This window comes from Campylobacter sp. JH23 (assembly GCF_017846595.1).
GTDB classification, from domain to species: Bacteria; Campylobacterota; Campylobacteria; order Campylobacterales; family Campylobacteraceae; genus Campylobacter_D; species Campylobacter_D coli.
This window is the reverse complement of record NZ_JAEQBP010000008.1, coordinates 1-15,669: the sequence shown is the minus strand read 5'-3', so window position 1 is coordinate 15,669 and position 15,669 is coordinate 1. Positions and strand designations below refer to the sequence as shown.

The following is a 15,669-nucleotide window of genomic DNA, read 5'->3' as shown; positions in this document are numbered from 1 at the left end:
TATTTAGCGTTTCACAACTACTTTTTCACTTTCACTTAAAGCTCTATAAGTATCATCATACATCGCTTCTACATAAGCACCACTTAAAGTATAACTTCCTGGAGTTATGGCATTAAGTTTTATATAAAAATGATGCGTGCGATTTTTATTTAAACTAAAAAACCACATGATTTTATCATCCCTAACATCAATAAAATCATAGCTTGAATTTTTAATAAAACTTGGAGTGTTATCATCTAAAAGCGTATTGCTCACTTCCCAACCGCTTGGTAAAATTTGTGTTAAAGCGATATTAGAAACATAATTTGCACCCTCATTTAAGCTCGCTGAAATTCTCATATAAAAGGTTTGTCCAGAACCAATCTCGCTAGGACTGATTTTATTACCCTTTTCATCATAAAAAGCACGATCTAAACTGATTTTATTGCTAAAAGCTGAATTTTCACCCGCTTTTACCCCCTCTACTCCAAAACTTACAAATATGTCTTTATTCGCATTTATAATAGCTTTTTCATTATTGAAAGAAAAAATTTGCATTTGGTTTTGATCGATAGTATGTACTTGATCACCTATTTTTAAAGTCGCATCCATAAAATTTTCATTCATATTTTCTAAATTTGCACCCATGGCTAAAGCATATAAAGCATAGCCTGTACTTTGTGTGGATAAATAATCCTTTGAAAGTAAGGTATAGCTGATTTTTTGAAGTAATTCTTCATTATTAGTGCCATAAATTTGTTTATAAGCATTTGCGATAATAGCCTCATCTCTTATTAAAGAACCATAAGTATAAGAAGAATATTTAGAATCAGGCTCTATAGAAATCTTGCTTGCAATCTGTTTTGCAGTATCTTCAACACCTGCAAGTTTATATGCTGCAGCCAATTGCCACTTAGCTTCAGTGCTTAGCGTATTTAAACTATCATAAAGCAAATTCATCTCGCTGATATTAGGTTTTTTTGCCATAGCCAAAAGATATAATGAATTTGCTTTTATATCCATCATATAATCATGATATATACTTTTTTGAACAAAATTTTGCTCATATTTTAACCATCTTTCATACATGGAATCAGGCACAAAATACCCATTTTGCTTAGCTAAAATCAAAAACATTCCCGCATAATTACTTCCCCAAGCATTGCTTTCATCTCCTCCTTGCCAATAAGCAAATCCTCCATCAGCGGTTTGAAAATTGGCATAACGCTCGATGGCTGCATTGATATTATTAATCGCTTTTTGCTTGTCAAATTCCGTGCTAAATTTATCTAAAAAAAGTTGTGGCAAAACTGCTGAGGTAGTTTGTTCTATACAGCCATAAGGATAATTTAACAAATACTTAATTCTTTTATCCATATCTAAAATAGGTGTAGGCGAAAGCTTTAAAGTTGCATTTGTAGTCCCTAAAATATAATCTTTTATAATAAATTCTTTACTTTCTCCTGCTTTAATCAAACTAGTATTATTTTCATATGTATAAGCATTGATAGGTTTGATATCGATTTCAATTTCATTTTTATAAGTATAATTTTCACTTTTTAATTCAAATTCTAAAAGCTCTTTACCAATCCTATTATCACTTACATTTGCATCCATCATCACTTCTAAATTAGTAGCATTTTTAAAGTCTATAGCTTGAGTATCTGGACTTATTTTTATAAGAGAATTTTTACTTCTTACGCTCAAGGTTGCATTTTTAATACGATTTTCTGTTTTAAAAATTTGAGTTAAAAGCGTGAAATTATCGCCTATTTTTAAAGTCCTTGGCAGAGTTTCAAGCAACACAAGAGGTGCACTTACTTGCATATCCTTAGAAATGCTACCATAAGCGTCATTTTCATTGGCCACAACCATCACACGAACCAAACCCATATAAGAAGGCATTTTAAATTTAAGTTTTGCAAAGCCTGCTTCATCGCTTCTTGCAGGAGCATTAAAAAGCACTACAGGTTTAAAACGCTGTGCGCTATCATCACGATTTTTATCTGCTCTCAAATTCCCTATCTTTGAAACACTATCGCCTCCGGTAAATTTAGGGATAATTTGACTATAAGTATCATAAGTTTTTAAAGTAAATCCTGTTTTTGCGTAAAAGCCCTCCCAAATATCAGGGGTTTTAAAATCTGTTAAATCAAGAAGTCCTTCATCTACAATAGCCACAGTATAATTAAAAGCTCTTTTATCTTTGCTTTGAATTTCTATCTCAAAATCACTATTAGGTAAAATTTTATCAGGAGTTTTTAATTCTAAATTAAGCTTTGTATTTTCATCTTCTACATACAAAGGAATTATACCAAAAAGCCTTAGGGCACGATCATTATCAATTTTATTATAATCTTGAAATAAACTCACGCTTACATAGATATTTGGTGCATATTCTTTTTTCATCGCCAATTCTATACTCGTGCTTTCACCTTGAGTATCCATCACAAAACGATCAATAATCTTGGAATTAGAACTTAAAGTTATGAGTGCTTTAGCTCCTGCAACACTTTCAAATTCTATTTTTGCACTTTGTCCTATTTTATATTTGTTTTTATCACTTTTAATTTTTAAAGAACTCACCACATCAGCATAGCTTGGCTCTCCCCAAGAGCTTACATAAAAACTTTGCCCTGCGCTTATTCCACTTTCTTTATCTATAAGCTCAATAAACATTTGTCCATAATAATTGCTTGTGTTAAAGCTAAATTTCATAGGCTCGCTAGAGCTAGTAAGCTCCCCTTTTTCAATAAGTTTGGTATTGTGATCTTGCTTAATAGAGCGCAAAAATTCATCATAAGAATCATAATCCCACCACCAATAATAATCATTTTGACAAATTCTATACTCTAAAGTTTTGCCTGAAACTAAATTTTCTTTTAAATCACTTACAATGGCATAAAAATCGATCGTTTCTCCCTCAGATACATAAGAATTTGTCAAAGCTTTCATTCCCACAAAATAATCATAACGATTTAAATTTACATCCCTAACAGCTTTTACAGATCTGCCACCCTTTTCAAAGACTTCTGAAACAATCCTTGCATTAAAATTGTAACCTTGAGAATTTAAAATATTTTCAGGAATTTCAACACTTGATTGCACCCTGCCCTTTTCATCTAAATTTCCCTTATCATCAGCACTTGCTCTGATAATCAATGAACTTGGATTAATAAAAATATAATCTTTATATTTAGAATTATGATAATTCTTTGGAGAAAAATATACAAAACTTTGATATTTTAAATTTGAAGCTAAGGCTCCAAAAAGATATTTTGAAGAAAGCTCATAGTTTAAATTCCCATCATCTAAACTTCTATTTTCATCAGCATTTAATTCTACCTTAATGCGATTTGGCACCACACTTTGAACTAAAATATCTTTGCTAAATTCCACCCCAGCAATATTAAAAATTGCCCTATAAAGTCCATTAATGGCATTTTTATCTAAATGAATTTGCGTATAGTAAATATCATTTTGACTTTTTAAAATTTGATTTTCTATGACTTTTTGATTTTTAGGATTAATTAAAGTAAAACTTATAGGGTGTTTGAGCGGATTTGTATTTTCTCTTGCAACCACACTTAAATGCACACTATCACCCGCTCTATAAACCCCACGATCTGTGTAAATAAACGCCTTTATCATCTCATGATTTTGATCCCCTTCTACATCATAACCATCTGTGGATAGAGGATTGCTAAATCTTAAAACACTGATTTGATTCTCTTTGCTTGCTAAAATATAGAGTATTTCATCATCTTCTTGAATTTGAAATTTCACATCTCCATTAGAATTGGTATTTTGGCTTTGCAAAATTTGGTTTTGCTTACTTACAAGCTCTATTTTTACATTTTCTAAGGCCTCATTTTTACTAAAGTCTCTTGCGTGAACTACGAGCTGCTTATTTAGGTTTTGAGCACTTAAAGCGATATTAGAAAAAATAAGATTTTTACTGACACTAGCTTTATTTATAATACGATATACATTTTCACCCTTATAATCAAGATCGTTAGCATCAACACTTAAACTCACTGAAAAAATTCCAGTTTTACCTTTTAAATCACTTAAGTCTAAAGCAGTATTTATCCAAGTATTTTTTTGATTTTTAAGCTCTATTTTTTTATCAATGACATTTTTAGCAACATAATTAAAACCATCTGAAGAATAAAACGCTTCTTGAGTGCTATCATCTTTTTTACCCACCAAATTTTTATAACGCAAATACTCACTTATATTGTTTGCAAAAATTTGACTTACTTTTAAATGAATCTTTTTAACATTGCGCGATTTGATATAAACTTGATATTCTGCCCCACTAGGCAAAAATACCCCATCATTTGCAAAAACAAGACTTGGATCTAGGTCTTTTTGTAGGATGATATTTGCTTCTTCACCTTGATTGATTAAGCCTTGATTTGATTTTAAACCTTTTGCGATTTTAACTTTATACTTTTCTCCTGGCTCAAAATTAGCTGAAATTTTTAACTCTTTTCCTATACTCCACGCCCTAAAATTAAGCTCGGGTGATATTTGGATAAAATCTTGAAAGGCTTGATTTTCAGCTAGTTCTTTAGAAAATTTTAAAGTAGCAATTTGATCTTTTTCTTCTGCACTAATGAGTCTAAAATCATTATTTTTTGATTTGCTAGGAATTTGAAATTGAAGCACTTTGGCTTCTTTAAAACCCATGATTTTTTCATCATAAGTTAAAACAAGTTCTTGAGGTCTATCTAAAAGCTTAATATCATCAGTATCAAGACTAAATTCACCCAAGCTAAAGGCTAAGTCTTTGCCATCTAAAGTGATTTTTAAACCTTCTTGTGTTTTATCTTCAAATTGCCAATTATAAGTGCTTCCAAAGCTATAATTTAAATGCAAATAAGCTTTTTCTTCATCTTGCTCTAATTGAGCTTTATAAGTAAAATTTTCTATCCACCCTGTTTGAAATTCTAAAACAATAGGAATATTTTTATAAATAAATTCTATTTTATAATTTTGATTAGCCTCTAAATAAGTTAAATCTAGTAAAAATCTAGAGTCTGATGCCTTTGTAAGTAGAATTTTTGAATTTTTAGAATTGATTTTTGCATCAATACTCATTTCATCAAAATCAACAATAGCTTCTTTAAATTCAACAAAAATTGCTTCATGATTTTTTAGAAGTCCTTGAGATTGTGCACGAATTAACTCGCTTGAATTCTTATTTTTCTCACCGCCACACGCGATCAATAAAAAAGATAAAATCAAACTAATCAATATATTTTTTAACATTAATATTCCTTTGAAAAATTAAGCTCAACATTATTTAAGATATTCTACTTACTTTTAATTAAAAATTCATTGATATTTTTTAAAAACTCAAATCAAATATCTAAAAAATTATATTTTATCCAATTTCACACTCACTTCACTTAAAAATTTTATAATGTCATCACTTTTAAAAAAGGAGACAAAATGAAAAAAGGTATTTTAATCGCATCAGCACTTTTAACAGGCTCTATGCTTCTTGCAGATAGTGTAAAACTTCAAGGTACTATAGCAGAGGTTTATGATAATAATAAAACTTTACTTATAGATTCAATCTATGGCGGGCAAATGGCTGTAAGGATATTGCCAAATACTGAAATTGATATGGATAATTGTGGGATTTTTGGAATGGATAAACACGGAAAATTCAAAGATTTAAAAGTAGGAGATTTTCTTGAAGTAAAACTTTACTATCCTGGATATTCATCTAATCCTACTCAAGCACCTGCGATTCCTGTAGCAAGAGAAATTGATATAGAGTGTTACAAAAAAGCTTATTAATTTGCTTACTTTTTAGTAAGCAAATTTAATTTCTTCAAAATTTAAACTTTTTTTAGCAAGGAATTTGTAAAATAGTACTTAAATTTGTTTAAGGAAAAAAGATTGAAAAAACTACTTATAATTCCTATTATTATCTTTCTTTGCTTCATTGCGCAAATTTTTTATATGGGACATATTAATGAAAGTTTTTTTTATAATCTTACTCAAACACAAAATCCCTATTATGAGATAAAAAATATCAATTTCCATAAAGGTTTTTTAAATTCAAAGGCTGATTTTACCATAGAAGACAAGTATAATTTAGGTTTAATTTCAAAGCTTGATTTTAAATTTAACAATAATTATTTTTCAAAATTTATAGCACAAGGAAAACTTAGCAATCCCTTCAAACTCTTAGATGATAAATTACAAAATAAAGAATTAGCTTGGTTTAAGATACAATCTATTCAAAATGATCTTAATGTATCAATTCAATTTCAAGATATCAATTTAAGCAATGAAGGTGGAAATGCATTATGGGAAAATGTTTTAACTGAAATTTTACTGGATAAAGAAGATTTAAAAATTAAAGCTATTTATTCAAAAATAGGTCAAGTTGATTTTTCTCAATTTTATGCAAAATTCTATCTAAAAAACCTAGACCATCAACAAAAATTTGAAAAACCTATATCGTTTTCTAATTTAATACAATTTAACGAAAGTGTAGAAGAGTTTAAATTTGATTTTTGCGAAATCAATAATCATACAATCTCTTCATTTTATAATAAAAATATCATTTATTTTGATGATGATAATCAAACCTTGAAAATGCATTCTCAAGGCAAAGCAAATAATCTAAATATAGATTTAACTTCTCAAATTTATCAAAGTATTGATTTTGATCAAATCAATTTTGATCTCATTTATAGTCAAAAAAAACCTGATATTTCTGATGATAAATTGATTTTTAAACCTTCCAATGAAGAATTAAACTTACAAATACAAAATATCACTTTAAAAAAAGATAATCAAGATATAAACATCAAAGGAAATATCTTTTTATCAATGCAAAGTCATAAAGCTCATATTCAAATTTCTAGTTTAAAATCGCCCGATGAAATCTTTACTTGGGGGCAATTTTTTGGAGGTTTAAATCAATACTTTATAAAAAATGAAGAGGGTATGTTTATCATGGATCTTCATTATGATAGTGATACTAAAACTCAGCTTAAAATCAATGGCAATGAATTTACGGATATAAATTTAAACTGATGAGTTTAGCTTTAAATTTTCGTCCCAAAACCCTAGATGAAATTCTAGGCCAACAAGAACTTGTAGAAGTATTTAAAAAATTTATCAGTATGCAAAAACTTCCCCATAGTTTATTTTTTGGACCTGCAGGATGTGGAAAAACAACCTTTGCTAGAGTTGTAGCTAAGGATTTTGGGCTTGATTTTTATGAATTTGATGGTGGAAATTTCAAACTTGAGGATTTAAGAAAAATCATAGAAAATTACAAAAACAGCCTTTATAAACCTCTTATTTTTATCGATGAAATTCATCGCTTGAGTAAAACTCAACAAGAAATGCTTTTAATTCCTATGGAAAATTATCGCTGCATTGTTATAGGTGCAAGTACTGAAAATCCTTATTTTGTTTTAAGTTCAGGCATTAGAAGTCGCTCTATGCTTTTTGAATTTAAAAATCTTGGGCAAAAAGATTTAGAACTTTTATTAGAGCGAGTACAACAAAAAATAGCATTTAAAATAGAAGATAATGCTAAAGAATTTTTACTAAAAAGCTTCGATGCTAGAGCAATGTTAAATTTACTTGAATTTGCTTTGGTTTTAAATGAAAAAGAAATCACTTTAGAAAATTTAAAAAAACTTCGCAACGGAGTAAATAGCGAGGGTGTAAGCTCAAAAGATACTCATTATATTTTAGCAAGTGCTCTTATTAAAAGTTTGCGCGGAAGCGATGTGGATGCTGCTATTTATTATCTTGCTCGTTTAATTGATGCAGGAGAAAGTGCTGATTTTATCGCTAGGCGTTTGATTATCTTTGCAAGTGAAGATATATCCAATGCCGATCCTAATGCTTTAAATTTAGCCGTTTCTACTCTTACCGCAGTAAAAAATATCGGCTATCCTGAAGCAAGAATTATACTTTCTCAATGCGCTGTCTATCTAGCAAGTGCTCCAAAATCAAATTCAAGCTATAATGCTATAAACAAGGCCTTAGATTATGTAAAAAACAATCCTGCACTTGAAATCCCCAATTATTTAAACAATAATCATCCTGAAAAGAAAAATTACCTTTATCCGCACAATTTTGGCGGATGGGTGAAGCAAAACTACCTGAGTGCAAATTTAAAATTCTATGAAAGCAAGGGCATAGGAGAAGAAGCGAGATTGCTTGAAAATTTAAGCAAATTAAAAAACATCAAGTCCTGATTTCTTATAAAAAATTTACAAAATAAATGTTAAAATGCAATTTTATCTTTAAGGAAAAAATAAGACACAATGATAAACATAGGAATTTATGGCGCTAAAGGGCGCATGGGCAAACAGATCGAAGAATGTTTAAAAAGTGAAACTAAAGCAAAAGCAGCTGCACTTTTTGATAAGGGTGATAATTTAGAAGAATTTTTTGAAAAAAGTGATGTTATCATCGACTTCTCATCTCCAAATGGCACTCACGAACTCTTAAATTACGCAAGAACAATGCCAAAACCTTTAGTAATTGGCACAACAGGGCTGGATGAAAAAACCCTGCATTTAATGCAAAATGCAAGCGAAGTAATGCCTGTTTTTTATGCGACTAATATGTCTTTAGGGGTTGCAGTTTTAAACCATCTGGCTAGCAAAGCAAGCCAAATGTTAAGAAATTTTGATATAGAAATTTTAGAAATGCACCATCGTCACAAAAAAGACGCTCCAAGTGGTACTGCTATGACTTTAGCACAAGGTGTAGCAAAAGCTAGAAATTTAGATCTTGAAAAAGTAAGAATCAGCGGAAGAGATGGTATCATAGGCGAAAGAAGCAAAGATGAAATTGCCGTGATGAGTCTAAGAGGTGGAGATATTGTAGGACGCCACACTGTGGGCTTTTATGAAGAGGGTGAATTTTTAGAATTAAACCATACCGCAACTTCAAGAGCAACTTTTGCTAAAGGAGCGATTAAAATCGCTATTTGGCTTAATGCACAAAAGCCAAAAATGTACTCAATTAATGATTTTTTAGGAATTTAAAATGTGTGCAGTAGTAGGAGTTATAAATTCAAAAAATGCAAGTACTTATGCTTACTATGCTCTTTTTGCCATGCAACACCGAGGACAAGAAGCAAGCGGGATTAGTGTAAGCAATGGTAAAACTATCAAAACTATCAAAGCCAAAGGCGAAGTAAATCAAATTTTTAACCCTGAGAATCTAAAAACCCTAGAAGGTGAAATCGCCATAGGACACAATCGCTATTCTACCGCGGGAAATTCAAGCTTAAATGATGCCCAACCCGTAGCTGCGACTTCAGTCTTAGGGGATATTGCTTTAGCACACAATGGAAATTTAGTCAACAAAGAAAAAGTAAGATCAAAACTCATCGAAGATGGAGCTATCTTTCAAACCAATATGGATACTGAAAATGTCGTTCATCTCATAGCAAGAAGTAAAAAAGAAAGCTTAAAAGATAGATTTATCGAAAGTTTGCAAGAATGCATAGGGGCTTATTGTTTTGTTTTAGCAAGTAAAGACAAGCTCTATGTTGTAAGAGATCCTTATGGGGTGCGTCCTTTATCTTTAGGGCGCTTAAAAAATGGAGGCTATATCGTAGCAAGCGAAACTTGCGCTTTTGATCTTATAGAAGCAGAATTTATACGCGATGTTAAACCTGGAGAAATGATTATTTTCACTCAAGGAAATGATAAATTTGAAAGCATAGAACTTTTTAAACAAGAGCCTAGAATTTGTGCTTTTGAATATATTTATTTTGCTAGACCTGATAGCATTATAGAAGGAAAAAGCGTGTATGAGATACGCAAAAAAATGGGCGAAGCTTTGGCAAAGAAATTTACTCATAGTGCTGATTTTGTAGTGCCTGTTCCAGATAGTGGCGTAAGTGCTGCCATAGGCTTTTCACAATATTTAAAAATTCCACTTGAAATGGCTATAGTTAGAAACCATTATGTAGGTAGAACCTTTATCGAACCTACTCAAGAGCTTAGAAATTTAAAAGTTAAATTAAAATTAAATCCTATGCATAAAGTTCTAAAAGATAAAGAAATTGTCGTAGTAGATGATAGTTTAGTGCGTGGGACAACTTCTAAAAAAATCATTTCCCTACTTCGTGCCGCAGGTGCAAGTAAAATTCACTTGGCCATAGCTTGCCCTGAAATTAAATTTCCAGATACTTATGGGATCGATACTCCAACCTTTGAAGAACTCATTAGCGCTAATAAAAATTTAGAAGAAGTACGCGAATATGTGGAAGCAGATTCACTTAGCTTTTTAAGTATCGAAGAATTAACTCAAAGCATAGGGGATGAGAGAAAATATTCTTTAATTAGCTTTGATGGAGATTATTTTATCAAATAATCTCTATTTTACATAAGAGGGATAAGTAAAGAAAAACAAATGTGTTAAATTTAAACCATAATGAAAAAATACACTAAGCCACAAACTCTTACTATATCTCCAAGCCATTCCATAAATCAAACCTGCCAAAGAAGCAAAGATTATCATCAAACTACCTGCTTTATAATGCGCCGCTCCAAATGCCAAACTTGCGACTAAAAGCGCTCCTACACCCCCTATCAAACCTTGTAATCTTTGTTGTAAATAACCCCTAAAAAATGCTTCTTCAACCAAAGCAACCAAAAATAAATTAGAAAATAAAAAATACACTATCCAAGAAGGAAAGCCTATTTCCATTTTAATTACACCCAAATACCAAGGGATAGATAAAAGCAAAAAAGGACTTGCAAACAATAACGCTGCTTGAAATAATTTTGGTTTTATTCTATTTAAATTCTCAAACAAACTTGGCATAAGCAAAAAGAGTAAAAAAACACCCAAAGGCTTATCAAAACTAAAATACAAAGTAAAAGCGCTACTATACTCACTTGCATGAACTTTATCTAGAATTTTTACATTATTAACACCTGGAATAAAATGCAAAAATAAAAGCAAGCAAAATGCCACTATCAAAAGCTCTAAAAATACATTTTTATTATTTTTATAATACAAGGACAATAAAAAAAATACACCCACAAAAACAATAAAACTTATTTCTATGATATTATGATAATAAGCCAAAAATCCACTGATTACCAATACTACAAAAGATAATTTTATTTTTTTAAATGAGAGCAAGGCCAAAGCTAAGGCTAATAAGATAAAAGTTAAGATCATATTTTATTTCTCTTTTTTTTTAATTTCATCAAATTTCGCAAAAATAGTATCACTTAAAAAATTAAATATCTATAAAAATCACTCATATAAGTGATTAAAAAAACCCAAGCAAAGCTTGTTTCAATCATAAAAAATATGAATTTATCATAAATAAACAATTTAATTTTTAAAATACATTTAAATTTCATTGATGATAAAATATCAGCCCTATGAGTTTGAAATCATAAGGAATAATATAGAAATATTAAATATTTACATATAGAATAAAAAATATCTTATTAATGAATAATTAATTATTTAAATAATACTATTATAATTATTATCAAAGATTGACAATGAAAATTTTCATTTCTTTTTTTGTCTTGGCGACATGTTTATGGGCTAAGGAAATAGCCTATACAGATGAAGTTGTATCGCTTTATCTTAACAAAGATGATACTAAAGTTACAGGAAGGCTTTTACCTACAAATGCTTTTGAAATTTTAAAAAGTGATAAAGATAGGGTTTTAATAAAAGTTGATGGATATGTAAATCCCAAAGCTCCTTCTGTGATTTATTTTAACGATTCCCAAAGAATCATTGTTGCTGCTTTTTCTAAAAATACAAAACTCAATTTCTCACAAACAAGTGCGGGAAAAAATGGTAAATGGGATAAGGTGAGCCTTGAAATTTGGGCAGATAAAAAAGATTTTGCTAAAGACAATAAAGAAATGTTAAGTCGTGCAAAAAATCTTTTTGCTGAAAATTGCGGAATTTGCCATGCCTTACATCCTGAAAAAGAATTTACCGCTAATGCTTGGCCTGCTGTTTTTCGCTCTATGACAGATAGAACAGGGATTGATAAAAAAGATAGGTGGCTAGTAATACAATATTTACAAAAAAACGCAAAAGATTTTAAAGCAAAATAAAAGGAAAGGCTATGTTAGATAGAAGAAGATTTTTAAAAATTGGTGCAGCATTAAGTACTTTACCCCTTATTCCGACTTTAGGTGCAGGAAAAAGTGCAGAAGCTACAAAAGTAAGTCTTGGACTTGTAAAAAACGGTGAAGTCATCACGGCAGCTCATTGGGGAATTTTAAAGCTTACCATAAAAGATGGTAAAATCATTAAAAGTGAACCTTGGGAAAAAATCACTAAGATGGATAATCCTTTGCAGCATTACACCGCAGATATGGTTTATAAATCTCGCGTAAAATATCCTTATGTACGCAAATCCTATCTTGAAAACCCTGACAATCCTAAACCTGAACTTCGTGGAAAAGATGAATTTGTTCGTGTAAGTTATGATGAAGCTATAAAACTTATCGCAAAAGAACTCAAAAAAACAAGAGAAGCTAAGGGTACAAGTGCTATTTTTGGTGGAAGTTATGGTTGGAAATCAAGTGGTAATATGCAAAATGCTAGAATATTATTACATAGATTTTTAAATGTTACAGGTGGTTTTGTTGGCGCTACTGGAGACTATTCTACAGGGGCTTCTCAGATTATTATGCCTTATGTGGTTGGTTCCATTGAAGTTTATGAACAGCAAACCTCATGGGAAAATATTTTAGAGCATTCTAAATATGTCGTTATTTGGGGCGCTGACCCGATTTCTACTTTACGCATTGCTTGGACTGCATCAGAACAAAGAGGTTTGGCTTATTTTGAAAAACTTAAAGAAAAGAAAATAAAAGTTATTTGCATTGATCCTGTAAAAACCGATACAGCTCAATTTTTAAATGCAAAATGGGTAGCACCACGCCCAAATACCGATGTAGCTTTGATGATGGGTATGGCAAGTCATTTGATTGCTCAAAATAAAGTTAATTATGAATTTTTAGAAAATTATACTACTGGCTTTGATAAATTTAAAGATTATCTTGATGGAAAAGAAGACGGTATCAAAAAAGATGTTAAATGGGCAAGCAAAATTTGTGGTATCGATGAAAAGATGATTAAGAATTTAGCTGAAATTTTCTACGATAATCCTACTATGATTATGAGTGGTTGGGGTATGCAAAGAGCTCATTATGGCGAGCAACCACACTGGATGCTTGTAACTTTAGCTTCTATGATAGGACAAATCGGTACCAAAGGAGGTGGTTTTGGGCTTAGTTACCATTATAGCAATGGAGGTGTGCCAACTTGCAAAGGTGGGGTAATCGGCGGAATCAATGCTGAAAGCTTAGGAATTTGGAAAAATGGCAAATTTCAAGGTTTGGCTAAATCAAACCAAGCAAGCGGTGGCGCAGAATGGCTTCAAAATGCTGCAAGTTATTCTTTCCCTGTAGCAAGAATAGCAGATGCTTTACTTAACCCTGGCAAAACCATAGATCACAATGGTAGCAAAATTACTTATCCTGATATTGATTTTATCTACTGGGTAGGTGGAAATCCGCTCGTGCATCATCAAGATACCAATACCAATGTAAAAGCATGGCGAAAACCTCGTACTGTAGTAGTTAATGAAATTTATTGGACTCCAACAGCGAAAATGGCAGATATTGTAATGCCTGCAACTTCATCTTATGAAAGAGATGACATTACTATGAGTGGGGATTATTCTAATATGCATATAGTGCCAATGAAACAAGCCGTTGAACCGGTGGGTGAAAGCAAAGATGATTATATAATTTTTGCTGATATTTTCAAAGTTTATGGTCAAAATGTATACAATGCTTATACAGAAAAGGGCAAAAAAGCAAAAGACTTCATCAAAGAATATTATGATAGTGCCTTAAAACAAACTCAAAGCTTTGGTGAGGCTTTTGCTACTCCTATGCCAAATTTTGAAGAATTTTGGGCAAAAAACGAACCTATTACTTTTGAAGCCACTGCAGAAAGCTTAGAATGGACACGTTTTTCAGAATTTATAGAAGATCCAATCCTTAATGCTTTAGGCACAGAATCAGGCTTGATTGAAATTTACTCTCAAACAATCAAAAATTACAATTATGATGATTGCAAAGCGCATCCTACTTGGTTTGAACCGATTGAATGGCTTGGAAATGCTACCAAAGAAGCACCTTTTCATCTACTCACGAACCATCCAAAAGATCGCTTGCATTCTCAGCTTTGCCACACAAGTTTAAGAGATACTTATGCGATAAAAGATAGAGAGCCGATTTTGATAAATACCAAAGATGCAAAAAAACTTGGTGTTAAAAATGGTGATGTTGTAAGAGTCTTTAATAAACGCGGAGAGGTCTTAGCAGGTGTAATTATAAGTGATGATATCATGCAAGGCGTAGTAAGACTATGTGAAGGCGCTTGGTATGATCCTGACGAAAATGGGCTTTGCAAATGTGGAAATGCAAATGTCTTAACCATAGATATTCCAAGCTCAAAACTTGCAAATGGTAATATAGCGCATACAGGACTTGTAAATATAGAAAAATTTACAGGCACACTTCCAGCTCTTAATGCTTTTAGCGCTCCAAAAGGTGCTATTTAACTCTATCTTAAAGAAAGTCTTAGGACTTTCTTTAGCTTAAAAACACATAAAAGCAATCTAATCCAAAAAATTAAAACATCTAAATCAAAATGACAATTGTTTCAAATTTAATATGAATTAAAACCTTTATAGGCAAAATATGCGCTCAAAAATCAGTTCAGGAGTGTTTATGCAATTATCAATTCGTAAAAAAATGCTTATGTTGGGAGCCATCTGTTTTATTTCAATGTTGGCAACTTTTGCAATTTTTTATTACAACAATCTAAAAGGAAGTCAAAAAATTGCCCAAACAACAAAAAATTTAATCAACAAGGAAATAGACATTAAAGTTGAACTTTTAACCAAATCAATGGCTATTGCTTTAGGGGATTTAATCAAAGATGTTGATGATGAAAAAGAAAAAATAAAAATATCGCTACCGCAATTGAAAATTTTAGATTTGAAGAGGATTAAAGAAGAGGATTAAAGCGGATACTTTTTTGTCTATCAAAAAACAACCGTCAAAGCCCATCCTGTTAGAAAAGACTTGATTGGCACAGATTTACATAATGCAAAAGATGAAAATGGAATCTTTTATGTTCGAGAATTATACCAAAGAGCATTAGATAAAGGAGGGTTTGTTACCTTTCACTTTACAAAACCTCAACCCAATGGAGAAAATACAATTGCAGAAAAAACAGCATATAGCTATTTAATACCTAACGCAGATGATTTATGGATTTCCACTGGTGTGTACAAAGACACTTTAGAACCTTATATCGATAGAAGTTTGGAAGAATTATTATCATTTTTTTCCAAAAGCTTTTTCAAGACTGTATTGTTTTCTATAATCTTTATATTAATCATTATACCATTTATTTTTATATTCTATAGAAATCTTATTGTTGGAGTTCAAGGAATAGATGCAAATATCACCTCTTTCTTCAACTTCATCAACCATAAAACTAAAAATGTTTCTACTATTGATGTAAAAACCAATGATGAATTTGGTCAAATCTCTAAAGCTATCAACGAAAACATCCTTGCTACTAAACAAGGTTTAGAACAAGATGCTA

Annotated in this window: 10 protein-coding genes and 1 pseudogene; 9 read left to right on the top strand and 2 right to left on the bottom strand. The window is 31.0% G+C overall.

Translation table 11 applies throughout. The features are described 5' to 3' along the window. Positions 1–3: 3 nt before the first annotated feature. Positions 4–5,256, bottom strand: coding sequence for an MG2 domain-containing protein (locus tag KAR88_RS08110; RefSeq protein WP_002830049.1), 5,253 nt, complete (start codon positions 5,254–5,256; stop codon positions 4–6). A 183-nt stretch (positions 5,257–5,439) separates the two neighbouring features. Between KAR88_RS08110 and KAR88_RS08105 the strand changes: the two genes are divergently transcribed. The 5 genes from KAR88_RS08105 (at position 5,440) to purF (ending at position 10,362) form a co-directional block, all read left to right on the top strand. Further along, the gene (locus KAR88_RS08105) at positions 5,440–5,793 is read left to right on the top strand and encodes a hypothetical protein (RefSeq protein ID WP_002777931.1); all 354 of its coding nucleotides are present in this window, start codon (positions 5,440–5,442) and stop codon (positions 5,791–5,793) included. A 102-nt stretch (positions 5,794–5,895) separates the two neighbouring features. Then, the gene (locus KAR88_RS08100) at positions 5,896–7,044 is read left to right on the top strand and encodes a hypothetical protein (protein WP_002787562.1); all 1,149 of its coding nucleotides are present in this window, start codon (positions 5,896–5,898) and stop codon (positions 7,042–7,044) included. Beyond that, positions 7,044–8,225, top strand: a complete 1,182-nt coding sequence (locus tag KAR88_RS08095) for a replication-associated recombination protein A (RefSeq protein WP_002781850.1) — start codon at positions 7,044–7,046, stop codon at positions 8,223–8,225. Before KAR88_RS08100 ends, KAR88_RS08095 begins: the two co-directional genes overlap by 1 nt. 69 nt (positions 8,226–8,294) lie before the next feature. Then, positions 8,295–9,023, top strand: coding sequence for a 4-hydroxy-tetrahydrodipicolinate reductase (gene dapB, locus KAR88_RS08090; RefSeq protein WP_002781848.1), 729 nt, complete (start codon positions 8,295–8,297; stop codon positions 9,021–9,023). 1 nt (position 9,024) lies between these two features. After that, positions 9,025–10,362, top strand: a complete 1,338-nt coding sequence (purF, locus tag KAR88_RS08085) for an amidophosphoribosyltransferase (protein WP_002795813.1) — start codon at positions 9,025–9,027, stop codon at positions 10,360–10,362. Positions 10,363–10,365: 3 nt separating this feature from the next. Here purF and KAR88_RS08080 read toward each other — a convergent pair whose 3' ends face one another. After that, on the bottom strand, positions 10,366–11,178 hold the full coding sequence (locus KAR88_RS08080; RefSeq protein ID WP_002794814.1) for a type II CAAX endopeptidase family protein: 813 nt from the start codon (positions 11,176–11,178) through the stop codon (positions 10,366–10,368). Positions 11,179–11,513: 335 nt separating this feature from the next. Between KAR88_RS08080 and KAR88_RS08075 the strand changes: the two genes are divergently transcribed. The 4 genes and pseudogenes from KAR88_RS08075 to KAR88_RS08060 form a co-directional block, all read left to right on the top strand. Then, on the top strand, positions 11,514–12,086 hold the full coding sequence (locus KAR88_RS08075; protein WP_002794818.1) for a cytochrome c3 family protein: 573 nt from the start codon (positions 11,514–11,516) through the stop codon (positions 12,084–12,086). 11 nt (positions 12,087–12,097) lie between these two features. Beyond that, entirely contained in the window at positions 12,098–14,614 is a 2,517-nt protein-coding gene (locus tag KAR88_RS08070) for a molybdopterin guanine dinucleotide-containing S/N-oxide reductase (protein WP_192801276.1), read from the top strand. 169 nt (positions 14,615–14,783) lie between these two features. After that, positions 14,784–15,144 (top strand): annotated as a pseudogene (locus KAR88_RS08065) (hypothetical protein). Next, positions 15,141–15,669, top strand: a 529-nt coding sequence (locus KAR88_RS08060) for a cache domain-containing protein (protein ID WP_192801275.1), incomplete at its 3' end; no start/stop codon positions are given. The pseudogene KAR88_RS08065 and the gene KAR88_RS08060, both read left to right, overlap by 4 nt.